Source organism: Schaalia naturae, from assembly GCF_042665795.1.
GTDB lineage: Bacteria > Actinomycetota > Actinomycetes > Actinomycetales > Actinomycetaceae > Pauljensenia > Pauljensenia naturae.
The window spans coordinates 2623777-2648240 of sequence record NZ_JBHTEF010000001.1 but is presented as its reverse complement, the minus strand read 5'-3'; the positions used below and the strand labels follow the sequence as shown (position 1 = coordinate 2648240).

Sequence of the window (24464 nt, the reverse complement as noted above, 5' to 3'; positions counted from 1 at the left end):
GGTGATCCGCCCGGGCGGGACCGCGAGGTCGAGGCCCTCGACGACGGGGGAGTCCCCCCGTAGGCCAGAGTGAGTCCCTCGGCGATCAGCGAATGCGCGTCTGTCATAGCGATCCTCCGGCCCGGTTCGTCCGGATGAGCAGGAACACGAGATACGGCGCGCCGAGCACGCCGGTGATGACGCCCACCGGGTAGCGGGTGTCGAAGGCGAACTGGCCGGCGAAGTCGGAGACGAGCACCAGCAGGGCGCCGACCAGGGCGGAGGGCACCAGCAGCCGCGATCCGGGCCCCGCCAGGCGGGCCGCGATCGGCCCGGACATGAAGGCCACGAAGGCGATGGGCCCGCTGGCGGCCGTCGCGAAGGCCAGCAGGGCGACGGCTCCGACGATGAGGAGCACCCGCGTCGCTCCGACCCGCACTCCCAGTGCCGTCGCGGAGTCGTCGCCCAGGCGCAGGACGTCCAGGGAGTCCTCCCGCGCGATCATGACGGGGACGAGGACGATCCACGCCGCCGCCAACGGGGCGATGGTCTGCCAGCTCGCGTTGTTCAGGCTCCCGGTCAGCCACTGCATCGCGGTCTGGAGATCCCAGGCGGCCGCACGGGAGAGCACGTAGCTGACGACGCTGTTGAGCATCGCCGCCACCCCGATGCCGATGAGAATCAGGCGCGTCCCCGCGAATCCTCCGCGATGGGCGAGCAGGTAGATCGTCAGCGCCGTGGCGAGCGCCCCGCCCAGCGCCAGCAGCGAGACGGCGCCCTCGTCCATCGACAGGATGACGATGCCGATGACGGCGGCGGCGCTGGCCCCAGAGCTGATGCCGATGACATCGGGGGACGCCAACGGGTTGCGCAGCATCGTCTGCGTGGTGACACCGGCGATGCCGAAGGCCGATCCCGCCAGCGCCCCCAGGACGGCGCGCGGCAGACGCAGCTCCCCCACCGTGAACGACGCTCCAGACACGGGCTCGCCCGCAATGACGCGGAGGACGTCGAGGGGACCGTAGACCGTGCGGCCCAGCATCAACGACGCCGCCAGCATCGCGGCGACGGCGACGACGAGCAGGATCGTGAGGATCCGCCGGCGGCGACGGCGGGCCAGGCGGCCCTCGACGACGTCACGGACGACCGGGGAGGCCGGGGCGGAGGGGGCTCCCGTGCCGGGGGAGGAGGCCGGAGATCCCGGGACGGGGGGCGCCGCAGGGGCGGTCATGGAACGGCTCACAGCTCACGCACCTTCTGGTGGCGCACGATCGCGATGAAGAACGGGGCGCCGATGACGGCGGTGATGATGCCGACCTGGACCTCGGCGGGACGGGCGATGACCCGTCCGACGACATCGGCGCCCACCAGCAGGCTCGCGCCCACCAGGGCGGAGAACGGCAGGAGCCAGCGGTGGTCGGGGCCGACCAGGAGCCGGCACGCGTGGGGGACGACCAGCCCGACGAAGCCGATCGGGCCGGCGACGGCCGTGGCCGCGCCGCACAGGACGACCGCCCCCGCCGAGGCGATCACCCGGATGCGGGGGACGTCCACGCCGAGGCCCGTGGCGACATCGTCGCCCAGGGCCAGGGAGTTCATCCCGCGGGCCACCGCCAGAGTGACGAGGGCGCCGACGGCGAGGACCGGCAGGACGGTCGCGGTGCGCTCCCACGTGGCTCCGCCGACGCCGCCGATCTGCCAGAACCGGAACTCCTCCATGACGTCGACGCGAGGGAGCAGAACGGCGCTCGTCAAGGAGGACAGCGCCGCCGAGGTCGCGGCGCCGGCCAGGGCGAGTTTGAGGGGAGTCGCGCCGCCGCGCCCCAGCGACCCGACGGAGTAGACGAATGCGGCCGCCGCGCCCGCCCCGACGGTCGCCACCGCCATCGTCGGGTAGGGCGCGGACAGGCCGAAGAACGCGATGCCGAGGACCACCGCGAGGGCCGCCCCGTTGGAGACCCCGAGGATCCCGGGGTCCGCCAGCGGATTGCGGGTCACGGCCTGCATCGCGGCGCCCGACAGGGCAAGCGCGGCGCCGACCAGGATCGCCAGGGCCGTGCGCGGCAGGCGCGCGACCACCGCTGCCCGCGCGACGTCGCTGGAGTCCCCCCTGAGCGCGGCCAGCACGTCGGAGAGGGCGACCTCGCGCACCCCGAAGGCCGCGGAGGCGACGCACAGGAGGGCGAGGACGGCGACCCCCGCTCCCAGCCATGCCATCCGCGCCGCTGCCGGGCGCCGCAGGGCAGCGGCGTCCGGTAGCGGCGGACGGTCGAGAACGGCGCTCACTCGTTACTTGTCGAGCGCGCCGGCCAGCAGGTCGAAGTACTGGTCGATGCCCCAGGGGATCGACAGGGGCGACGGGTTCGCCGAGGCCGCCAGCGGCGTCGAGTCCTGGAGGACGGCGATATGGCCCTCCTTGATCGCGGGGATCTTCGACAGGAGGGGATCGGCCTGGAGCTGGGCGACGAGGTCGCCGTCCGGGTCGCCGTAGGTGACGAAGACATCGACGTCGCTGAAGCGGTCCGCCTGCTCGGCGCTGACGGTGGCATAGAACTCCGAGGTCGTCGCCGACTCCTCCTCGACGACGGTCGGCGTGGGCATCCCGAGGCTCTCGAGGAAGCCGGGACGCGTGTCGTTGCTCGTGTAGAAGCCGATCTGGCTGAGATCGGAGGGGTCGATGTAGGAGAACAGGACCTTCGCGTCCTTGAGCTCCGGGTGGGCGTCGAGCGCCGTGTCGACCTGGGCGTGCAGCTGGTCGATGAGGGCGTCCCCCTCGTCGCCCAGTCCGATCGCCTGGGAGTCCATGCGGATCATGTCCTCGTAGGAGGTGCCCCAGGCGACCTCCGGGTAGGCGATGGTCGGCGCGATCTTCGACAGCTTGTCGTAGTCGTCCTGGGTCAGGCCGGAGTAGGCCGCCAGGATGACGTCGGGCTGGGTATCGGCGACAGCCTCGAAGTCGATCCCGTCCGTCTCGTCGAAGAGGACGGGAGTCGGGGCGTCGAGCTCCGCGAGCTTGTCCTCGACCCAGGGCAGCACGCCGTCGTCGTCGTCATCGCCCCAGGTCACCTTCGCCATCCCGACCGGGACGACCCCGAGGGCAAGCGGGACCTCGCCATTGCCCCAGGCGACGGTCGCCACGCGTTCGGGCTTCCTCTCGATGGTGGTCGACCCGTAGACGTGCTGGATGGTCACGGGGAAGGCATCCCCCGTCGCTCCGGAGGCCGCAACCGTGTCCGATTGGCCGTTGGAGGAGGACTCGCCCGAGGTGGAGGCGGAACATCCGGCCAGGGCGAGGGCGGCGGTGGCGATCAGGACGGTGAGGAATGGGGGGCGACGCAAGACGGACCTCCGGTTGCAGGGACAGACCTCTGAGTGAGGGCAGCCTTACTTTACTGGCGGAGGCCCGCCCTGTCACCGGCTGGCCGCTGCGGAGCCCGGCGCCGCCCTCGCAGATCAGGGTCCCGGCCCGCCACCGTGTCAGCGCGAACGCCTGCTCCAGGCCGGATCGACCTCGGCGCCCCACCGAGACCGGGAGGCGGAGCCCGGCCACAGGTCGTCGACGCTGCGGGCGCCGGTGCGCTGGGCGATCACCGTGGCGATGAGGGCGCAGGCCCGGGCATCCGCGCAGGCGTCGTGATGGGCGAATTCGGCGATCCCGAGGTGACGGGCGACCGTGTCGAGCTTGTGGTTGGGCAGATCCAGCGTGCGCCGCGACAGGGCGAGAGTGTCCTCCCACCGGTGGGGCGGGACGGCCAGGGCCAGGTGGCGAGTCGAGCGTTCGAAGACCGAGTGGTCGAAGCCGACATTGTGGGCGACCAGGACCTGTCCGGCAGCGAAGCCCTCGAACCGTGCGAGCGAGGCCTCCCAGTCGATGCCGTGGCGGGCGACGAACTCCGGGGTGATGTGGTGGATGAGGACGTTGCGCACGTTGAAGTTCTCGACCCCGGTCGGGGGGATGACATACCAGGCGTCCTCCGCCACGACCTCGCCTCCGGCGACGCGGGTGAGGCCGACCTGGCACACGGAGGCGCGCGAGCCGTTGGCGGTCTCGAAGTCGACGGCGACGAAGTCCAGTCCGGACATGCGGATCCTTCCCTTCTCTGACTGCGCGAGGCGTTCGGGCCCCGTCGGCGGATCCGCGGCGGGACGTCTGGGCGCCGCACCCCGGACCCGTCCGGGGGCACCAGGAGTATTGTCCCCCACGCCGATCTCATCTCGCCGACCGGGATGGCGACGGCCATATCAAGGCCCATGCGAATGAGCGCACGCACTCGGACGCATGCCCTCCCCAGCAGACATTAAGACCGGCCTGTCGGGCGGAAGGGACCGTCCCCTTATCTAGTCTCGGCATGGCCACTGCTGCGACACTCCGAGATCACCTCGGCAGCCCGACCCGTTCACACGATCCACAGATCGATCAGGCCCACACTCATGCTGACAGAGCCCTTGACGTTCCGAGTCGCACAGAATCTTCGGCGAGGACGTTCGTACTCGGGACAACCGTCGGCGATCCGCCGCCCACGCGCTTTGACCGACCAGCCACGGCATGCGCCCGCGACGCCATTGTCCAGCGTGAGCCGGCACAAAATTGATGGGGATGGGCTCTCCAGTCCGGAGGCGCCCGGTTCCCGCACAACCGCGCACCACTTCGTCAGGTGGGACGTCGAAGGCGGACACCCCTTGAGCAATCGCCCTGAGCCGCGGAATGCTCCACCATCATCAGCACTCTGGACTCGACATGTCGGACAAGTAGCCGTTCTCCGACGCATCAAGATCCCGGACACCCATGTGTCCCGGGGAAATTGGCCGGGTCCGCGAAGAAGACGCCTCGAACACGAAGGTCCGGCCTGCAGCCTCCGGAACATCTCGTTGGAATGACCTGCTCACGATCATCAGACCACAGACCACAGACCATCACCATCCCGGCACTGACACGTTTGCTCTCCCTCTATCGAGGCTACGCCCGCAGAGGAAGCTCATAGAGATCTGCGGCTGTCTGCAAGAAGTACTGATCGAGTTCACGGGAGTTCAACCTCTCGAGCGCCCATTCGTGCAGACTGACCAAGTCAACGTAAGTGATCGTCGCGCTGTCAAAGGGAAAGTTGCTGCCGAACATGCTTCTCCCTGGGCCGAAAAGATCGACCAACCAGTTCACGTAATCCTTGAACCCTGCCGCCTGCCACGTCGCGTCAACAACGCCATACCCTGACACCTTGACGCGAACATTGTTGCATACAGCCATTTTGGCAACAGCTGTCCTCCATAGTTCCTCCACTTCCGGTGTTCGCCGGCCACGAAGTCCTCCATGGTCGAGGACAAAAGTAACCTCCGGGAATCGGGAAACAAGACTCACCACGTACGGGAGCTGGTCGGGAGACGCTTGGACCTCGAAGACGAGTCCGAGATCGCCGAGAATCCGCAACCCTCTCTCCCACTCCGGAGAACCCAGAAGGCAAGGCGGTTGCGAGGCTCCCGGAGCCGGATCCCAGTCAAGCATCTGGCGTACGCCCACGGCTCCTCCACACGATTTCTGCCACAACAGCTCGTCGCGGACACCCGGATGCTCCAAGGCCGCGCCCGCCACCAGCGCGCATGGGAACGGAGCTTCTTCGACGATGCGACGCACCCAGAGAGTCTCCGACTTCTTCTCGTTCCCCTTCCACCCCGCTTCAATGTGCACGAATGCTCGAACGTCAACACCTGCCGCAGCCTTGACGAAGTCCACTGGCATGAAGTCGTGCCTCAGGAACGCTGCCGACGGATTCTCACGTGCCGCCTCCAGAATCCATGGATGATCGCCGATCGGCTCCAGCCTCCAGAAATGGACGTGCGTGTCGATGACAGACCGCATGGTCACCAGACCTCTATCGCATCCAGAAGACACTCGACCTCATACGACATACCTGCGTCGCGCGATCCCATCGCCTCTGAGATCAGATCGTTTTGAAAGACCCCACGGCTGGTGAGGATCGTCTTTTGCAACTGGACGAAATCTTTGAAACTCCGCTCCCCGATCAACATGAGAGGGGCGAGCCGGCTCCATTCCCCGACGGCCTGCTGCCACTTCCCCTCGATGGAGAACCGGAACACCCGCGCGATCTCCGGAAACAGACCTGCTCCAGGCATCGTCCCCTCTGCACCTGCCCTGACTTCACGGTGGAGCTGGACGGCGCCACGACCAGCAAGGATGGGTGCCGACATCATCGTCCTCCTCTCGCTGACCGCCCGGATCTTGGCCACAGCATCAGGAGGTTCGATCTTGAGTGCCGCGATGCCATCGCAGCCCGCGAGCACACCGAGGTCCTCCACCGTGAGATTGACACCGGTGTGCTGAGGCGCATCCTGGACTACCAGGGGAACCGGAGATACTGCGGCGATGCTCGCGATCTCAGCGGCGACAGCCCCACTGCCACGCCCCCGCTCGTCGGTCGGATGCAACATGACGGCATCGGCACCAGCGTCCACGGCCAGATCAAGGCGTCGCAAGGTCGACGAGACGGTACTCGCCTGCCCCACATTGCCGACCACACGCGCCGCCCCGCGCGCCGCCGCGGTACAGCGTTCGAGCCTGCGCGCCTCTTGGGGATCCAGAGAACCGATCTCACTGCCGAAACCGATTGCCAGCCACCTGGCCCCCGAGTCGACGAGCCATCCGATCTCCCGATCGAGCATGGTCTCGTCGACACAGAGATCCGTCGTCAGCGGTGCGGCGAGGACTGGGACGACGCCGCATATTTGTTTCTGTCGCGCTGAACCGCCGGTCACGACCCGGCTCTCCATGCTTTCGCGGACACGTCTTGGCCGGTGCTCGCCGATTGGAAGGCTGCCCATGTGGCGTCAACGACAGCCGCCCCAAACTCACCTGAAACGGGCGGCTCTTCACCTGTCAGTCGACACCGGATCAGCATCTCGACCGGCTTGCCGAGGGGGTTCGCGGAGCCGTCCTCCTTGGAGACCAGCACCAGCGGTGCGGCTTGTGCTCTTCGGACGGTGAGCGTCTGTGCAACTGCGTCGAGTTCCGCATACGCCTCGGTCCCGAAGACGGTGCACCGCTCGATTCGGAGGTCATGCAACGGTGCCATTCCGGTTGCCGCTATCGTGGCCAGAACTCCATCATCCAGCTCCATCGAGATCGAGTCGCTGACGTCGACTGTCCCATATGGCCGACTCGACGTTTTTGCTGACACCGTTGATGCTTGTTGAGCGAATATCCACAGGATCAACGACAATGCGTGCGTTGCCTGGGCCTGCAGATGGCCACCCCCCGTCCTCGGATCGGAGTAGGTCGAGGGACTCGACTGGAAACGGGCTCCTTCAGCCAGCTGCACCGACATGTCTCCCCGGTAGAAGGAATGGACGGCCGTCGCAAACAACGCATCCGAGAAGACGACCTCGCCCAGCCCGCCCTCGCCGAGAAGCCGACGAAGACGTCGCGCATGCCTGGAATGGAGGAACGAATAGCCGACGTGGAGCTTGGCGCCGTGTCGTCGCGCAGTCTCGACGAGACGCCATGCGTCAGCCGGTTCGACCGTCATCGGCTTCTCCACCATCACGTCGACCCCCGCCTCGACCAGCGGCAGCGCGGCGGCGAAATGGGTGTGGTGGGGACTCGCGACGACCGCGCAGTCGACATCCATGTCGAGGACGTCGGCTGTGCTCGTCGTCCAATGCGGCACGTTGAATGCCGCCGCCATCCTCTCGGCACGTCCTCCATCGGGATCACAGATCACGGTGAGCTCAGCGCGCGGATCAGCCAGAATCGCAGGAACGTGGATCCTGCCGCTCCACCAGCCCGCTCCGACTACTGCCGTTCTGAGTACTCCGTTCATCGCGTCACCGCCTTATGCGCGTTGAACAAGACGGGACCTGCACTCTCATCGAACCTCATCTGCTCCATACTCTCGGGGAGGAGCACATTGAGACCGGGGGTCTCAGGAAGGACGACACCACCGCCGTCGAAGCGCAACTGCTCGCGCAACGGGCCTTCGCGGAATGGATTAGGCGGTTGAGGAACCTCCACAAACACGCCATTTGGCGCGACTGCCGCCGCAGTCAAGTTCGCCATCAGTCCCGGTCCCGAACACCATGTGTGGGGGGCGAGCCGAACGCCCCAATGGGCCGCAAGATCGGCCAACTCCAACTGTCTCAGAACTCCGCCGACATAAAGCGCATCCGTCTGCAGAATGTCAATCGCCCCTGCATCCAACCACCGCCGAATGAGATCTTCTCCTCGTTCATTCTCACCCGCAGCAATACGAGTCGGGAGTTCGTCGCGCAGACGAACGTATCCGGACACGTCTCGTCGCGGCAACGGGTCCTCCAGCCAGTAAATCCCATAGGGGTGAAGCCTCTCATACAGGTCGACAACGTCCCGGTGATCCGGAGGACTCGGAAGATAGCTGGCTCCGAGATCCACCATTAGCCGCCGTTCCTCACCGAGCGCGCTGCGGGCTGCGGCGACCCGATCCTCATCCTCGCTAGGACCGAAACCTATGCGGATCTTCACGGCATCGAAGCCGCGGGCCACATAGCCCAAGACCTCCTCATGGATTGCGTCTGCTGACTGAGACAGACCTCCACTCGCGTATGCGGGCATCACCTTCCGTTGCGCGCCCCCGAAGAGAGCGTGCGCCGGAACGCCAACGCGTGTGCCCAAGAGATCGACGACCGCCAGTTCGAATCCCGCGATCACGCTCTGAAACAGGCCCGCCTCCCCCCAGCCCGGCGCCGAGCGCGCCAAGGCGTCGACGACGGTGCGCGGGCACACGGGAAGACCCTCAACCTGGCTCGCTGCACGGTCGAAAATTGCCGGAATCAGTTTCGGAGTGTTGAGACCATCTCCGATCTCCCCCAATCCCTGCCCACCCGAGGTGTCCGTCAGACGGACGAACGCCGTCGTCCAGCCTCGGTAAGTGCCACCCGGCCACCCCCAGATCTCGTCGTCCTTGTACTGGTATGAGAGCACCAGCAGCTCCGCGCGTTCGATGACATTCATGACCGACTCCTCCGATTCGCCCGATCTATTCCTTTGTCGCCCCGCTGGCCAGACCATTGACGATGAATTTCAGGCCCACCACGACGAAAAGAACAGCGGGAAGCGCGAGCAATACCAAGCTCGCGTGGTACTTCGCCAGGTCAGCGACGCCCTGGCCCAGCGCGTTCGAAAACGTCTGCACTGCTTGGGCGGCGGAGGCCATCTGCGGATCCGTGAACAAGAACGACGGCCACAGAAAGTCCTGAAGAGACCATACGAAGCACAAGATGGTGAGGTTCACGATCGCTGGTCGAACCAGGGGCAGGAAGACGTTCCGGAAGACTTGAAATTGGCTTGCCCCGTCAAGTTGCGCCGCCTCCACCAACGAGGGCGAGACACTCATCCCCTGGTTGCGCATCATCAGTACGCCGAACGGGATCGTCAAAGCCGCTTCCGGAAGCGCAACACCGAAATAATTGTTAAAAAGATCTAGCTCAAGGCTGATCCTATAGACTGGGACGACAAGAGCGATTCCGGGCACCGCCAAGAAAAGGACGACCGCCGCAAAAGCCAGTTCACGACCCCAAAAGTGAAGTTTGGAAAAAGCGAAACCGGCCATGCTAGACACGCCCACGACTACAACGGCATGGATAGCTCCGATGACCAGAGAGTTCACGTAGGTCTTCCAAATGGGGACTGATCCGATGGGATCCACGAAGAGATCGACATAGTTTCCTAGTCCGTTGATCTTCAGCGAGTCAACGATGACCGCAAGCAACGGAACGGCGAACACGATCGCTAGGACCACAATCAGAATGTGAAGGATGATCCTGTCGCGTCGACTCGTCACAATTGAACGAAGTGCGTCGTCATCCTTCTCGCGTTCGTGTTGTCCTGCCCAGATCACGGATCTCATGACGCATCCTTCCGTCCTGAGACAAGCATCTGGATGGTCGAGATCACGAAAGCGATCAGGAGGACGACAATCGCCGCCGCGGAGACGAATCCGATGGAAGGTCCTGAGGAAGTGGCGAAATCGTACAGGTATGACCCTACGATTTCCGTCGATCCTCCTGGCCCACCTTGTGTGGAGAACCAAACCACCTCGAGAGCCCGGAACGAACCGAGCAGGAGAGAGAGAATAATCGTCTTGCACGTGGCCGACATCATCGGATAGATGATGGACCGCATAATTCGGAATGTTCCTGCGCCGTCGATGAGTGCCGCTTCCAGAGAATCTGTCGGAAGAGTGGAAAAGTCTGCCGTGAAATACATGATGGGCAACCCGATCAGATAGCAAAAAATGCTCGCGACCACTCCGAATGCTAAGTTGGAATCACTGAGCCAGGGTTGGGCGAAAGCGCCAAGCCCGACCTGCCGAAGCGTCTCGTTGAGAATGCCGAATCTCTCTTGCAACATCGAAGCGAAGATCGTCGCGACGAGAGACGACGGCATCAAAGTCGGAACCAGAAAAATGACGTACAACAGACGTTTCGCATGGAATCCAGTCGCCAGCGCCGCTGAGATAAAGAAGCCCACTGTCAGTGCGGCGACGATGCTGCACGCTGCGAAGACGAGCGTGTTGACGACCGAACGGAGGAACGAGGAGTCCTGGACGAGCGACAAATAGTTTTGAAACCCGACGCTCTCAGGATCCAAGAAGGAGATCGAGACCTTCGTTCTACTGGTGTGCAGAAGGAAAACAATCGAATAGATATAATAGACACCGTATATCAGGGCGAGTGGGGCGAGAAAGAGCATAGCCGCCTTTCCGTCTGACTTCTTCTGCCCGCCGGAACGTTTTCTCATTAGTCCACTCCCAACCGAGACGGTTGCTGATCCGTGGCATCGTCCGGACCGCAGTTAAAGCATCGCGGACGACGCCACGCACATGACATGAATGTGACGGTGACCGATTCTCAGAAGTACTTACCGCTCGACGCGTCCTGCTCGCCGGCGGTCAACGCCTCATCGGGGGTCATCGAACCCCTTGCGACCTCGAGGAAGTAGGAGCCCTGCTGATTCTCGAAGTTGCTCAGGACGAACCTGTCCGACTGCGGATTCGCAACGAGGTTTTGGATCGTCTTCCAACCTTCGACTGCCTGGTCGCTCGTGAGTAGACCCTCCGGAATTGTCCAATCGGCTTTCGCGGGGACGCCAAGCAGAGAAGAAGCCCACTTATCCACACCCTCTCCGGCGACCATGAACTCAATGAACGCAGCGGCCGCCTCCTGATGCTCCGAAGCAGTCGGAATTCCAAGCGCAAGGTCAACGTAGGAGCGAATTCCTCCCTCGGAACCAGTTGCGGAGGGGATCGCCACCGCTCCGACGTTGTCAATGTCGAATCCGTTGGCCTCGCGGTAGCCTTCAGAGAGCAAACCGGCATCCCACGTCCCGCTCATCACCATTGCGGTCTTGCCCTCACCGAAGTTCGTCTTGGCATCTGAATAGCTGATGTCAAGCGTCGATTTGTCGAGTGTGCCGTCACTGAAGATCTGCTGGTACAGATTCAGACCCTGACTCGCGGCGTCGGTGTTCCATTCTCCTTGGTCATATACGAACTTGTTCCAGTACGTCGGGTCGAACTCCTGAATGAATGCAAGACCCACCGAAGACTGGAACCATCCGTCCTGCGGAATGATCGCGGTCGCCACATCCGGCTCGGTGCTCTCGAGTCCCTCAGTGAGCTTCTTGACGTCGTCCCATGTCGCAGGTGGCTCGGTTAACCCCGCCTCTTTGAGCAGATCAACGTTGTAGAAGAACACCGGATCGCCGGAAGAATAGGCCGGTACCGCCCTCAAGATCCCGTCAGAGAAGATCTTGGATGTCTGTTCGACCGACGTCTCGGAGAGTTCCGCCGAGAGATCGCCTGTCGTGTCCCATTCGGAGACAGGGAGTAGATAGCTCTCATTGTCCTTCGCCCATTCATTAGGGAACACGCCAATGACGTCGATCTCTTGTCCGGAACTCAGACCGAGCGTCGCCTTGTTGGCATAGTCCGTGTTCGCAATTTCGTTGTAGGTGACCGAGATGTTCGGGTGCACCTGCGTGAAGGCGTCGATCACGTCCTGCATGGCGTCGGCACCGGGCGCGCCCGACCATCCCCATATAGTGAGCGACTGCTCCTCATCCAACGGGACCCCATCCGCCGAACCGCTCTGTTCAGTCGACGGATTCGAACGTGGGGCTCCGCAACCGGCGAGCAGCAGCGCGGTCGCAAGAATGGTTGCTGTGGATACGGATGCGAACTTGTGGTACTTCATTGTCCCTCCAGTGTTCGGGTCAGATCGCAATGCATGGCAACGACGGCCACCGCGGCTCGTCTCCACCGTCTTCGTGCAGTCGCCTGCGGTCGAGACTGAGAGTACCAAGGAGTGTCGATGATTGCAAGCATGTGCATCATCATATACATATATGAACTTCCAACAGGAAGGGGCTGTCGACGCGCTAGCACTCGAGTACGCTGATCAGGACCAAGATTCGACAAAACAGCGTCACACTTCGCCGCGTGTCCATCGCCGATCGACTTCTCTGAGTGCATGTACATATAGTACGATTCACATACATGGAATCGCCTGATTGTCGCTTCGGCGACGAGAGGGCTTCACATACCTCCAGCAGGGATCGAGTTCATGACTAACCTTCCACGCCCGCATGTGCTGGCTGCTGTGCCCACGCCTTTCTCCGAATCCGGTCGCATCGACATCGACCGCACTCAGGCCCTCGTATCGTTCCTCGCAGATTCGGGGGTAGATGGACTGTTCGTGTGTGGCACGGCCGGAGAGTTCCCCGCGTTGAACCGAAGCGAACGTAAGGCCGTCGCCCGGGCGGTGATCGATGCCGTGGGCGACACGTGTCGCGTCATCATCCACGTCGGAGCCGTCTCCTATTGGGAGGTCGAGCGACTTGTCGACGATGCACGCGAGATCGGAGCACAAGAAATCGCGGTCATCGCGCCTTACTTCCTGCCCAGCGATCGCGCATCCATGTTCCGGTTCTTTGAACAGGTTTCGATGCACACCGAAGGTCTCCGTACCTATCTTTATCTGTACAGGACCCTGTGCGGAAACAGCATCACTCCTAATGATGTCAGGAGCGTCGCGCAGCTACCGAACATCTGCGGTGCCAAGATCAGTGGAGAGAGCCCCGAGACCATCGCCCAGTTCTGCCAGGGGGCACCAACCGGCTTTGAGATCTACGCGGGTGCCGACCAAGAACTTGTCGCGATGGCGCAGCACGGCGCTCGTGGCGTCGTCTCAGCCATGTCAGCTGCTCTACCCACGCCGTTTCTCCGCCTCGCCGACGCCTGGTCGCGACGGGACGTTTCAGGTGTCTCGTCCTGGCAGCGCGCCGTTGACGATGTGTGCACGGTCATCGACGGCCAGATCCCGCGAACCAAGCTTGCCTTGGCGCTCCAGGGGATCGACGTCGGTTCCGTCCGAATGGCTCTCCCACCAGCAACGTCCGCGATCAGCGAGATCACTCGCATCGTCAAGGCCTACAGTTCAGGCACCGCCGCTCTCCGTGCCGGCTCCGATAGGATCCCCGTCAGCCGGTCGCCAAAGCGGACCCGCGCGTCGTCTGCGCCCGGGTATCCCACCGATAGTTCAGCGGACTTGGAGGTCCCCCGTCATGACCGATGATCGCGGTGCTCCTGTCGTGAAGTCTGCCGACAGGCTCATGATCCTCTTCGACTATCTCGCCGCCCAGTCACCCGCAACGCTTACGCAGATCGCTCGCGATCTGGGGATCCCCAACTCGTCGACGTACCAGTTGCTGTCCACTGCGACCCGACGTGGCTACATCGCCCTTGACCTGGAGGACAAGGTGTACTCGCTCGGGTCTCGTTTCTGGGAGATCACACAAGCGTCCCAAGGAGACCCCTCGATTGCCCAACTCGCGCAGGAACCGATGGACCAACTGCGCGACGCGACACAGGAGACCGTGCAACTTGCGCAGTTGGATGGGATGGAGAACGTGTATCTCGCCATTGCTGAGTCTCCGCTCCCCATGAAGCTCGTCTCCCAGGTCGGATCTCGCCTGCCAGCACACGCCACCGGATTGGGGAAAACCTTGCTGGCCTATCTTGACCGTGACGAGCTGCACCGTCGACTGGGTAACTCGGACCTGGCCGCCATGACAGAGAACACAATCACCGACAGACAGGAACTGGAGACCGAACTCGATCTGATCCGCAGCCGAGGCTGCGGCGAAGACCGTGAGGAGTATTTGGTGGGCTGCCGTTGCGTCGCAATGCCGATCCGAGACCGGAACGACAATGTGGTGGCGGCCCTGTCCGTCTCTGTCCCAACACCTCGATTTACCCCGCGGCTCGAACGGACAATTCACACAGAGCTGCGGCAGACGATTCACGCCCTCGAGAAGAAGCTAGGCCGTGTTGCCTCCGACGCAGCCGGTACCCCCGCTATCGTCAGCGCCAACACGTGAACACGCACCGTCAGACATCGAGTTCCCCGGCCAGCTCCAAGGCGCGGACGTTCGCGGGATCCGCCGCCAGCACGCTGGCCAGGAGGGCGCGCGCCCTTTCCGCCTCCCCCAGTCCGGCGAGCGCCTGGGCCTCCATCAGGTCCGCCGCTCGGTTCCTCGTCTCCTCGATGTCCTCGTGGAACAGCAGCATCGTCGGCAAGGAAGTCGCGAAGTAGTCGATGGCTGCCGGTTCCCGCCGCATCTGGTGGGCGTGCTCCCTCAGCCGATCCAGCAGCGTCCGCGCCTCGTCCTCGCGCCCCAGGCGCAGCAGTGCCCGGGCGGAGTACACCGTTTTCGACGAGAACTCAGCGGGAGCCATGGACACGAAGTCCCCGCCGGACTCCGCCGCGCGCCGCCACGCCTCTCGCGCCGATGCCTCTTGCCCGTCGCCCATGAGCGCGTCGCCCAGCAGCAGGTCCAGATCCGAACAGTTCGCCAGCAGGTGCCGGTCCTCGCCCAGGTTCCGGGGCGGGGTCAGCGCCTCACGCATCTGGCGCACCGCTCCTGCCGGATCCCCGGCGGCCAGAGCCCGCTCCGCTCGGGCCTTCTTGAGCGTCTCCCAGGCGGCCAGCACCATGCCTTCTCCGCCCTCCCAGGGCTGGAATGCCTGGCCCGTCAGGATCGCCTCCGACTCCTCGAGCCGCCCCGACAGGGCCAGCAGGTGTGCCAGCGTCGCCGACAGATCGCTGCGCCGCCCCACCGGTCCCCGCGCCGCCTCCAGGCGCGCGATCCTGGAGGAGACCGACTCCCCGGCGCGCGCCGCCAACTGATCACGCTCATACAGGAGCCGCTCGTCGTCGGGCGCGAGTGCGATCGCCCGCTCGTAGTGCTCCCGAGCCGCGTCGAGGTCCCCTGTCACATTGACGGCGCCGACACCGAGGTTGCGCAGCACCACGGGGTCATCCTGCGGTCCCCTCGTCCATGCGTCGACCGCATCGCCACGGCGGTCATGTGCGTACAGCCAGTCTCCCAGCAGGGCCCATGCCGCTGGGCCCCCGCCCTTGCGCGCCGCCCGCCGCAGGACCAGCGCGTCCGACAGCCGCCCGGGGAACGCGCGGCTGACATCCCGTTCTCTCGCATCGGCGAGGGCGCCGGCCGCCTCCTCGGATCGACCGGCTCGCGTCAGGATGTCCCAGCGGTGATAGGCGATCAGCGGCGAGGGGTTGTCCTCGCCGGTCGGCAGCGACCCGACCGCGGCATCGGCCAGGTCCAGCGCCGCCAGGGCATCGTCGAACTCGCCGGCCGACGCCAGTTCCAGCGCGATGTCGATGCCGACCTGCGCATCGCCCACCAGCACGCCGTCGAGGGCGAACCTCGTCCACGGATCCAGCGGATCCAGCGTTCGCGTCTGCGTGAGAAGTTCCTCTGCCCGCCCAACCGCGCCCGTCCGCTTGAACGCGATGGCCAGGAGGTTGCGGACCTCCAGGTTGTCGGCGTCCAGGCGCAGCGCGCTCTCGAGGTTCGCGCGCGCCACCCCGTCGCGTCGACCCGCCAGGTCGATGCGGGCCATCTGCTCCCACGACGCGGCCTTCCACGCGGACGACCACGCGGCCTTCGCGAACGCGTCATAGGCCTCCTGGGCGCGGCCCCGGGTCGTCAACACCAGGCCCAGGACGTAGTACGCCTCGGAGTCCAGCGGATTCGGATTGCGCCATGTCAGGCGCTCCACCGCGGCGCGGGCATGTGCCTCGGCCTGCTCAAGCAGTCCTCGACGCAGCTTCAGGCGAGCCATGGCGACGTTGACCCGGTAGTCTCCGGGATCGCGTCGCAGGGCCTCCTCCCAGTACGCCTCCGGACGTCGAGTGGCGTGACGGTACTGAGCCAGGTGCAGGCCCGCCAAGTAGAGCTCGTCGGAGGACGCGATGTCCTTCGGCGCCGGCGACTCGAAGGCGGGCTCCGGCAACTCGATCGTGCCAGGGTCGGGCTCCGGGCGCGGATTCCACGTGAGCACCGTCCGGTCGCCCTCGTCGATCTCCAGGACGAGGTCGTGGAGCGCGGTCCCGCCGGGCGCGGCTGCCCGGCGGAGGATCGGCTTCCCCGGCGCCAGCCGTGCGGACTCGCTGAGGACGACGCTGCCGGAGGCCTTCTCCCTCACGACCACGCGCGCGTCCCGCACGACCCGCGAGGCGGCGACCGCCACGACGAGCTCGCGCGGGTCTGCCTCGTCGACGGCGAACCGGACGGCGACATCGGTGTTGGCCTGCGTGGCGCAGCCGATGTCCTGGATGGGGTACCAGAATTGTGAGAACGTCTTGGTCTCTCCGGGCGCGAGGAAGGCGAAGTCCGGCTGGTTGTCCGTGTACACACCCGCCATCAGTTCCACGTAGGGGCCGTCGCCGTCGGTGAGGTTGCGGTCCCAGGCCCATCCGAATCGCTCGTTCCCCCAGGTCCATTGCTTCTTGCCCGGAGCGATCCGATGATCGGCGACGTGGACGAAGCCCGCCCGGCGCTGGTGGTCGTATCCTCCGAAGAAGTCGTCCTGGGATCCCAGGCACATGTAGGACGTCGGCACGGGGATGTTGCGATACCAATCGATGCGGTCAGCGTCGGGGTGGTCGCTGTCGGCGCGCGCGGGGTAGTCGATGCCGTAGTACGGGACGGTGGCGCGGGGGAAGCCCGTGACGGCGCGCTTGGCGTGGTCGGCGACATAGCGCACATCCGTGGGGAAGAAGGACTGGTAGTGGTCGCCCACGGGGGCCGCGACATTCGCCCACCACAGGAACGTCCTCGTGTCCGCGGTCCGGTTGTGCAGGCGCACGCGGAGTTCGATCAGGCTGGAGCCCGGCCGCAGGCGCACGCCGTGCATGCCCTTCATCCGGTCGAACGGATCCAGGTCCGAGCACCAGACGGTGACGGCGCCGTCGTCCTCATGCTCGATCTGGGTCGCGGTGGGCAGGAAACTGGCCGGACGGTGGTGCTGGGGCCAGTTGAACTCGACGCCTCCGGAGATCCATGGCCCGAGGAGTCCCACCAGCGCGGGCTTGAGGACGTTGTTGCGGTAGAAGAAGTCGTATCCGCGGGTGAGATCCTCGGCGTGGTAGATGCGCCCTCCCAGCTCCGGGAGGATCATCAGGCGGACATAGTCCGTCACCATATGAATGGCGCGCCACTGACGGTCGACGGGTTCAGCGGCGATCGACTCGATGAACGGCATCGGATAGACGCGCCCGGAGGATCCCTGATACACGCGCTGGTCGAGGTACTGGGGGTAGCGGCTGGCCTCGCCGGGCAGATAGGTGGGGATGACGACCGGTTCCTCCCAGACGGCGACCGCGCCACTGCCCTGGAGGCGCCCGGGGACGTCGGGCAGGTGGAATTCGTGGGAGGCCGGTTCGGCTGTGAACATGGTCCGAGGCTACGGGCCGGTCTAGGCTCGCCTCCATGGGCGATCGGACCGCAAACCTGGACAAAACGACTCCTGACGTGGGTGCGGCGATACCGGCGACGACCACAGGCCCGACCGACACCCACATCGCCCAGGGATTCACCGGTCAGCACCTCAGCGTCCTGCCCGGCCCCGTCACCGAGTCGTCGCTCCGCGCGCCGATCCTCTCGCACCTCCTGGTCACCGACTGCGGGTACTACCCGAAGGCGTACAACCACGGATTCACCCGGCCCGTCGGCGCCCCGCAGACGATCGTCATCATCTGCGCGGCGGGCCGAGGCAGGTGCGGTGTCGCCGGTGCCGACCATGCGGTGGGCAGCGGGGACGTCCTGATCATTCCCGCGGGGACGCCCCACGCCTACGCGGCCGTCCCCGACGACCCCTGGACGATCTGGTGGATGCATGTCGCAGGCGACCTGGTCGCCGAGACGGTGGAGGCCGGCGGGTTCTCCGCGACTGCGCCGCTGGCCCGACTCAACGACCTCAGCACGTGCACCGCCCTCATGCGGGACATCATCGACGCCCACGAGCACGCTCAGACCCGCTCCGCCCTGATCGCCGCGACGGGGACCGCGTGGAGGCTGCTCGCCCTGCTGGCGTCGCGCGACTCCGTCATCGATGCCGATTCGAATCCCCTGGCCGGCGTGCTGGCCTTCCTGGAGGAGCATCCGTCGTCTCATCTCACGCTCACCGAGATGGCGGACCTGGCGGCTCTGTCCCCGTCCAGGTTCTCCGCGCTCTTCCGGCAGTCCACCGGGATGAGCCCCGTGCGCTATCAGGTCGGGCAGCGGATGCGCCGGGCCAGGGAGCTCCTGGACCTCACGTCCACGCCCGTGGCGAAGATCGCGCAGCTCTTGGGCTACGACGACTCGTTCTACTTCAGCCGCCAGTTCTCCAAGGAACATGGAATGTCCCCGCGGGAGTACCGCAGGCACGGGAAGGGATGACCTGCCCCGACGAGGGCGGCCATGGACCGGAGAACCGATGTCACGGGCGGGCGGGGAGACCCCCGGCCTCGCCCTCGCTGTCGCCCCCGGCTTGGCGCGTCACCCACATGTTGACGCCGAGGGTGCCCGCGAAGGCCAGCCCCGCAGCGATGGCCATGGAGGCGGTCATCCCCCAGGCGGTAGTGGCGACGAAGGGCGCGACCACCGCGGGCACGTAGGCGGTGGCCTCCGCGCCTGTGAGCCCCACCACCGCCCCGGCCACGGTGGCCGAGCCGATGGCCGTGGCGAAGACGCGCCGGTCGGAGAACATGAACGGGTACGAGGCCTCCACGAAGGTCCCGAAGAAGAAGTTGACGGCGGCCCCTGAGCCGGCCAGGGCCCGCTCGCCGGAGGTCCTGGGCCGCACGACATTGGCCAGGGTGATCCCCAAGCTCACCATCACCAGGCACACCATGTCGATGGCGCCGAAGAAGCTGTGGCCCTTCTGACCCATCTCGAGGAGCACCAGCGGCAGGATCACCGCATGGTAGACGCCTCCCATCAGCGCGAACCAGATGACCGCTCCGGCGGCGGCTCCGGCCAGCAGCGGAGAGAAGCCCACCATCGCCGAGATCGCGTCCTTCACCCCCGCGCCCAGCCACGAGGTCGCCGGCGCCAGCGCGTAGTGCACCAGCAGCCCCGGCAGCAGGCCCGCCAACCCGCCGGCCACGATGTTCGCCGTCGTCGCCGGGAAGCGGTGGGCGAGCGTCCACTCCAGCAGCCACGAGGCCAGCAGGCCGGCGAGGATCCCTCCGACCAGACCGCCGATGAGGCCGCCGTCCGTGGAGAGAATCCCGGTGACGGCCCCGGCCACCATCCCGACCTCGCCCAGGCCCGACACCCGTCGGGCGGCGACCGCCGCGACGACCACGGGAAGACCGGCGATGAGGGTGTCGAACAGGGATGACAGCCCCGAGAGCATGGGGATCTTGGAGGCGGCCAGCACCAGCGCCAGGGCGATGAAGGCCGGGATCGAGGCGACCATGATGCCGCGGATCGAGATGCGCCGCCACGCCGGGACACCGGCATCGCCCTCGACCCCGCCGGTGGCGGCGCCTCCCAGGACGGGGCGGTACCGGACGCCCCAGTGCGAGGCGAGTCCGGCGATGTAGGAGACGGCGCGCGTGGTGGAGGTGGTGCCCGTGCTGCCCGAGGCGGATACGAGCCGCACCCCCATGCCCTCGGCCCGGGCGATCGACGTTCCGCCTGTGCCCGCGGCGACGAGGCCGGCGTGGGCGGCCGCGGCGACCGTCAGGCGGTTCGTGTCGGCGGGGTCGGCGCTGATGAGGACGAGGGCGTCCGCGCCTCCTCGCTCGACCAGCCCCGCCAGCTGGGCATCGGCGCGGCGCGCGGCCTCGTCGACCTCGGATAGGGTGCCGGAGAAGGTGAGGGCGGGGATGCCGTCGCGCAACTCCCACAGGGAGGCCGGGGTCACGCCGGTGGCGGCGTCCATGGAGACCCCTGCCTCGACGAACTGAATGGCGGCGACCTCGAAACCGGCGGCACCGGCCTGAGTGAGGACCTCGCCGAGCAGGCTCGCCGGATCGTCCCCGCCCTGGCTGCGCAGGTTCCCTCCCGAGCTGCCCAGGACGACGATCCGATGGACGGAGGGGGTGCTCGCCGCCGCTGAGGTCTGGGGCGAGGCCTGCGCGCCCGGTGCGTCATCTGCCGACATGATGTCCCCCTGTGATCGTCGGACCCGCGCGCATGCGAGGGGCCCACCGGGGATTCTCGCCCGCCGGGCCCCTCGCATGCGCGCGGGTCCGCGACGTGGCGGACCGGATGGAGCAGATGCTACTTATCAGTCTGTGGACTCATCAGTAGCATTCCGCGAGCGTTGGTCAGTATGGAAGGCGAACTTCAGCGCATCGTCGGAGCCAACATCAGACAGCTGCGCAAACGACGCGGCATGAGCCAGGAGCAGTTCGCCGATACGGTCGGCGTCCACCGCACCTACCTCGGCGGCGTCGAGCGTGGGGAGCGCAACCTCAGCCTGCAGTCCATTGAACGGATCGCCGAGGGCGCAGACGTCTCGCCCTTCGAGCTCCTGCAGCGCCCAGGACCGGACTGAGCGCGTCATGCCGGGCTCCTCCCGGGCCTCGTGACAAGGCGTGTCCTGTCCACCGCTCCCAGCGACCGGGCAGGACACGCCGCCGCCCGTCCTCGGCGGGCCGTCCCGGACGGTCAGTCGTAGTAGCCCTGATCGGACAGCGTCAGCGTCTCGAACTGCGCCTGGTCGTGGCCGAACCAGACCTGCGCGCGGTGGCGATCCGCCAGAGCATGGACGCGTCGCGTCGTCCGGACGATCCCGAGCGAGTCATAGGGGAATCCATTGAGCTGGATCGGCGGGCCGTAGTTCACGGCGCTCATGATCGCGTCCGAGCACAGGATGATGTTCCCCGTGCGCGGCAGCGCGACGAGAAGGCCGAGCATCCCGTACGTGTGGCCCGGCCCGAAATTGAGGAGTCGGACGCCCTGAGCGATCTCACGGTCCTCCGAGTCCGATTCGACGACCTCCCAGTGAAGCTGGGCCGCGAGCCACTGGTCGATGTCGCGGCCGATGTAGGCGCCCATCGACTCTTCGGGCGTCGTCGCGTGGAGAAGGAGGGTGTTCTTGATCTCGTTCTCGTGGACGTAGATGGTGGACTGGGGGAAGAACTCGAGCCCTCCCGCGTGGTCCTCATGGAGGTGGGAGGCCACGACGATGTCGATGTCGTCCGGAGACAGTCCGAGCCTGAGCAGCGACGGGAGGAGTTCCTGCTCGGGCGGGCAGTGGTATGGGGTCTTCTCGCGCTGCCCCTGCGGCCACCGCTCGCTCATCGCCCGGGGATGGCTCGCCGTGTCGAAGAGGATCCTGTGCCCGTCGTCGGTCTCGACGAGTACCGACCAGATCGGCGCTTTGACCCATTCCGGCCGCGGATATCGGTCGCCGTCCGTTCCGAGGTGCGGGTTCAGGACCAGGTTGGCCAGATCGTTCTCGTTCCAGCCGTTGGCAATCACATAGAGCCTCATGATGTTCCTCCGTTTCTTCTCAGTCACTCGTCTTCGAGGACTTTTCGATTGAGATTTTTTTGGGAACGATGTTAAATATACTGCCTTTCTTCGCGGAGCCCCGAGATTCGCCGCTACGCCAGCTTCCGATCGCGACCGCGACGAGGATGAGAATCCCCATGACGACCTGGTGCCACAGGCTGGAGATCCCCAGCAGGTTGAGGCCGTTCCGGATGGTCGTCATCAAGACGGATCCGATGACCGCGCCCGAGATCGACGCGATTCCGCCCGACATCGACGTGCCGCCGATAACAGCCGCGGCGATGACGTCCATCTCATAGCCGGATCCGGCGGTCGGCACCGCTGCCTCGCTTCTGGAGGCCAGGAGTATCCCCGCCAGGGCAGCGAGGAACCCCGACACGACGTAGACGGAGATCTTGATCCTGTTCACCGAGATCCCCACCAGATTGGCCGCGTTCTCATTGCTCCCGACGGAGAGCACGTACCGGCCGTACGGCGTCCTTGTGAGGACCGCGAAACCCAGCACCCACACGATGAGCATGATCAGGACGGGGATCGGGACCGGTCCAACGAACCCCTGGGCCCACATCTGCATCTCCGGGTACTGCAGCCCATAGATCGGGATCCCCTGGGTGTACACATAGGCGATGCCCTGGAGGACGCTCATCATCCCGAGCGTCGCGATGAAGGGCGGGAGCCTGACACTGGTGATGAGGAGGCCGTTGACCAGCCCGACGAGGCTCCCGAACGCGAGACCGGCGATCAACGCCAGGAAGATGTTCTGCCCGCCGGTGATGAGGGCGGCGACGACGACCCCCGTGAGGGAGAGGACCGAGCCGACGCTGAGGTCGATCCCCTCCGTTCCCAGGACGAACACCATCCCGACAGCCATGACGCCGACCCAGACGGACTGCCGGGCGATGTTCGAGAGGTTGCTCGCCGTGAAGAACGAGCCCGTTGTCAGGCTCAGCGCGATCATGATGAGCGCAAGAGCGAGAATCACCCCGAAAAGGGAGATGTTGCGCCTGATGAGGCCCCTCAGCCGCTGAGAGGCATTCGTCGTCTTCATTGTCTCAAGCCACCTCTGCTTCCGGCGCCGTCATGATCAGGTACTTCATCTGCTCGACGGTGATCTCGTCGCCTTCGAGGAGGCCACGGACCCGTCCGCCGTACATCACCAGCACCTCGTGACACATGCCGGCGAGCTCGTCGTCATCTGACGAGACCAGGACCACGCAGTTCCCTTCCGCGGCGAACTCCCGGATCTGCACATAGATGTCGCGCCTCGCCGCGACGTCGATCCCCCTGGTGGGCTCCTCCATGAGGAGGACAGTCGGGCGCTGCTCGAGGCTGCGCGCCAGGATGGCCTTCTGCTGGTTACCGCCGCTGAGGTTCTCGATCCTCTGGTCGGCTCCGTCGATCCTGATCTTGAAGCGGTCCTGGAGGCGCGTCGAGACCTCATGCTCACGCCGGCCGTCGATGGCAACGCCGCGGGGCCTAGTGAGATCCGCGAGGCTCCCGATCGTCATGTTCCAGGTCGCGGACTCCATGGGGAACACCCCTTCGAGTTTCCGGTCGGACGGGACGAAGACGAACCCGCGGCTGATGGCCCGTCGGGGCGTTCGCGGGTCGATGGGCGCACCGTCGAGACGCACCGAACCGCCCGTGGGGGGCTCGAGGCCCGCAAGCGCGCGCACGAGTGCACTCTTGCCGGATCCGGCCAGCCCGGCGATCCCGAAGATCTCCCCGGCCCTGACGTCGAAGCTGATCGGCTCGGCCAGGCCATCGGCCTCGAGGCCTTTGACCGACAGACAGATCCCGCCGAGTTCGCGCACCGGCGGCGGGTACTGGTGCCCCAGTTCCTTTCCGGTCATCGCGACGACGATGTCGCGCGCGGTGAGATTCGTCCGCGTCGACTCGTCGAGGGCGACGCGGCCGTCGCGGAGCACGACGACCTCATCGCAGACCGAGAGAACCTCGTCGAGATCGTGCGAGATGTACAGGACCGACGTGCCCTCCCGGGTCAGTTTCTGGATGACCTCGCGGAGGACGCGCTTCTCCCTGGACTCGAGGCTGGTGGTCGGCTCGTCCATGATGACGAGCGCGGCTCTGGTGTGCACCGCGCGCGCGATCTCGACCAGCTGCTTCTGCCCGACGGACAGTGCGGAGACTGGACGCGTCACGTCCAGTCCGACACCCATCTGCTGGTTGAGGACGCGGTCGGACTCCGCGATCATCTGCCGCCTGTCGAGCCGCCCGACGTAGGGGACCGCCCTCGGCGACGTCAGCTCATGTCCGCTGAACACGTTCTCATAGACGCTCAGGGGCTCGAACAAGCTGAGCTCCTGGTGAATCACGCGAATCCCGGAGCGCTCGGCAGCGCGCACGCCCCTATTCGTGATGTCACGCCCGTTGCAGACGACCGAGCCTCCCTCCGCCAAGTGGGCGCCCGCGACGATCTTGATCAGAGTGGACTTCCCCGCGCCGTTCGCCCCGAGCAGTCCGAGCACCTGCGCCCGTCCGACATCCAGGCTGACGCCCTTGAGAACGGGGACTCGATTGAAGGACTTGCGCACGTCGCGCACGCGCAGCACTGCCTCGTCGTTTTCCATCGTCATCCAATCAGCTCGGCGCCGCGCCG

At 65.7% G+C, this 24464-nt stretch carries 20 protein-coding genes; 4 read left to right on the top strand and 16 right to left on the bottom strand.

Annotation, left to right across the window (positions count from 1 at the left end):
• Positions 1–103: 103 nt before the first annotated feature.
• From ACFQWG_RS11700 to ACFQWG_RS11650, 11 genes are all read right to left on the bottom strand, one after another.
• Positions 104–1222 (bottom strand): FecCD family ABC transporter permease, encoded by a 1119-nt coding sequence (locus tag ACFQWG_RS11700; protein WP_380975527.1) that lies wholly within the window; start codon positions 1220–1222, stop codon positions 104–106.
• A complete protein-coding gene (locus tag ACFQWG_RS11695) occupies positions 1219–2265 on the bottom strand; it encodes a FecCD family ABC transporter permease (RefSeq protein WP_380975525.1) in 1047 nt (348 codons plus the stop codon). The genes ACFQWG_RS11700 and ACFQWG_RS11695 overlap by 4 nt, the downstream gene beginning before the upstream one ends.
• A 3-nt stretch (positions 2266–2268) precedes the next feature.
• On the bottom strand, positions 2269–3318 hold the full coding sequence (locus ACFQWG_RS11690) for an iron-siderophore ABC transporter substrate-binding protein (protein ID WP_380975523.1): 1050 nt from the start codon (positions 3316–3318) through the stop codon (positions 2269–2271).
• A 138-nt stretch (positions 3319–3456) separates the two neighbouring features.
• The gene (locus ACFQWG_RS11685; RefSeq protein ID WP_380975521.1) at positions 3457–4062 is read right to left on the bottom strand and encodes an exonuclease domain-containing protein; all 606 of its coding nucleotides are present in this window, start codon (positions 4060–4062) and stop codon (positions 3457–3459) included.
• Between the two features lie 874 nt (positions 4063–4936).
• Positions 4937–5830, bottom strand: a complete 894-nt coding sequence (locus tag ACFQWG_RS11680; protein WP_380975520.1) for an amidohydrolase family protein — start codon at positions 5828–5830, stop codon at positions 4937–4939.
• Positions 5831–5832: 2 nt separating this feature from the next.
• Positions 5833–6744 carry a dihydrodipicolinate synthase family protein gene (locus ACFQWG_RS11675; protein ID WP_380975518.1) on the bottom strand — a complete coding sequence of 304 codons (912 nt, stop codon included), beginning with the start codon at positions 6742–6744 and terminating at the stop codon, positions 5833–5835.
• On the bottom strand, positions 6741–7808 hold the full coding sequence (locus ACFQWG_RS11670; RefSeq protein ID WP_380975516.1) for a Gfo/Idh/MocA family protein: 1068 nt from the start codon (positions 7806–7808) through the stop codon (positions 6741–6743). The genes ACFQWG_RS11675 and ACFQWG_RS11670 overlap by 4 nt, the downstream gene beginning before the upstream one ends.
• Complete coding sequence (locus ACFQWG_RS11665) at positions 7805–8974, bottom strand: mandelate racemase/muconate lactonizing enzyme family protein (RefSeq protein WP_380975514.1); 1170 nt, start codon at positions 8972–8974, stop codon at positions 7805–7807. The genes ACFQWG_RS11670 and ACFQWG_RS11665 overlap by 4 nt, the downstream gene beginning before the upstream one ends.
• A gap of 25 nt (positions 8975–8999) precedes the next feature.
• On the bottom strand, positions 9000–9869 hold the full coding sequence (locus tag ACFQWG_RS11660) for a carbohydrate ABC transporter permease (RefSeq protein ID WP_380975512.1): 870 nt from the start codon (positions 9867–9869) through the stop codon (positions 9000–9002).
• A complete protein-coding gene (locus tag ACFQWG_RS11655; protein ID WP_380975510.1) occupies positions 9866–10762 on the bottom strand; it encodes a carbohydrate ABC transporter permease in 897 nt (298 codons plus the stop codon). Before ACFQWG_RS11655 ends, ACFQWG_RS11660 begins: the two co-directional genes overlap by 4 nt.
• Before the next feature lie 110 nt (positions 10763–10872).
• Positions 10873–12216: an ABC transporter substrate-binding protein gene (locus tag ACFQWG_RS11650; RefSeq protein ID WP_380975508.1), complete on the bottom strand. Its 1344-nt coding sequence runs from the start codon at positions 12214–12216 to the stop codon at positions 10873–10875.
• A gap of 369 nt (positions 12217–12585) precedes the next feature.
• Between ACFQWG_RS11650 and ACFQWG_RS11645 the strand changes: the two genes are divergently transcribed.
• Together ACFQWG_RS11645 and ACFQWG_RS11640 are read left to right on the top strand one after the other, a co-directional pair.
• Positions 12586–13596 carry a dihydrodipicolinate synthase family protein gene (locus ACFQWG_RS11645; protein WP_380975506.1) on the top strand — a complete coding sequence of 337 codons (1011 nt, stop codon included), beginning with the start codon at positions 12586–12588 and terminating at the stop codon, positions 13594–13596.
• A complete protein-coding gene (locus tag ACFQWG_RS11640; RefSeq protein ID WP_380975504.1) occupies positions 13586–14401 on the top strand; it encodes an IclR family transcriptional regulator in 816 nt (271 codons plus the stop codon). The genes ACFQWG_RS11645 and ACFQWG_RS11640 overlap by 11 nt, the downstream gene beginning before the upstream one ends.
• Positions 14402–14411: 10 nt before the next feature.
• Here ACFQWG_RS11640 and ACFQWG_RS11635 read toward each other — a convergent pair whose 3' ends face one another.
• The gene (locus tag ACFQWG_RS11635; RefSeq protein WP_380975502.1) at positions 14412–17786 is read right to left on the bottom strand and encodes a DUF5107 domain-containing protein; all 3375 of its coding nucleotides are present in this window, start codon (positions 17784–17786) and stop codon (positions 14412–14414) included.
• Positions 17787–17821: 35 nt separating this feature from the next.
• On the opposite strand from ACFQWG_RS11635, the gene ACFQWG_RS11630 reads away from it, so the two are divergent.
• Positions 17822–18772 carry an AraC family transcriptional regulator gene (locus ACFQWG_RS11630; protein WP_380975500.1) on the top strand — a complete coding sequence of 317 codons (951 nt, stop codon included), beginning with the start codon at positions 17822–17824 and terminating at the stop codon, positions 18770–18772.
• A 40-nt stretch (positions 18773–18812) separates the two neighbouring features.
• Here ACFQWG_RS11630 and ACFQWG_RS11625 read toward each other — a convergent pair whose 3' ends face one another.
• Complete coding sequence (locus tag ACFQWG_RS11625; RefSeq protein WP_380975498.1) at positions 18813–20486, bottom strand: hypothetical protein; 1674 nt, start codon at positions 20484–20486, stop codon at positions 18813–18815.
• Positions 20487–20657: 171 nt separating this feature from the next.
• Here ACFQWG_RS11625 and ACFQWG_RS11620 point away from each other — a divergent pair, with 171 nt between their 5' ends.
• A complete protein-coding gene (locus tag ACFQWG_RS11620; protein ID WP_291501133.1) occupies positions 20658–20882 on the top strand; it encodes a helix-turn-helix domain-containing protein in 225 nt (74 codons plus the stop codon).
• 113 nt (positions 20883–20995) lie between these two features.
• Here ACFQWG_RS11620 and ACFQWG_RS11615 read toward each other — a convergent pair whose 3' ends face one another.
• Genes ACFQWG_RS11615 through ACFQWG_RS11605 form a run of 3 tightly spaced genes read right to left on the bottom strand, consistent with a single transcriptional unit; the run spans position 20996 to position 24435 of the window.
• Positions 20996–21823 (bottom strand): N-acyl homoserine lactonase family protein, encoded by an 828-nt coding sequence (locus ACFQWG_RS11615; RefSeq protein WP_380975496.1) that lies wholly within the window; start codon positions 21821–21823, stop codon positions 20996–20998.
• Between the two features lie 19 nt (positions 21824–21842).
• The gene (locus ACFQWG_RS11610; RefSeq protein ID WP_380975494.1) at positions 21843–22892 is read right to left on the bottom strand and encodes an ABC transporter permease; all 1050 of its coding nucleotides are present in this window, start codon (positions 22890–22892) and stop codon (positions 21843–21845) included.
• Between the two features lie 4 nt (positions 22893–22896).
• Complete coding sequence (locus ACFQWG_RS11605) at positions 22897–24435, bottom strand: sugar ABC transporter ATP-binding protein (RefSeq protein WP_380975492.1); 1539 nt, start codon at positions 24433–24435, stop codon at positions 22897–22899.
• Positions 24436–24464: the final 29 nt, after the last annotated feature.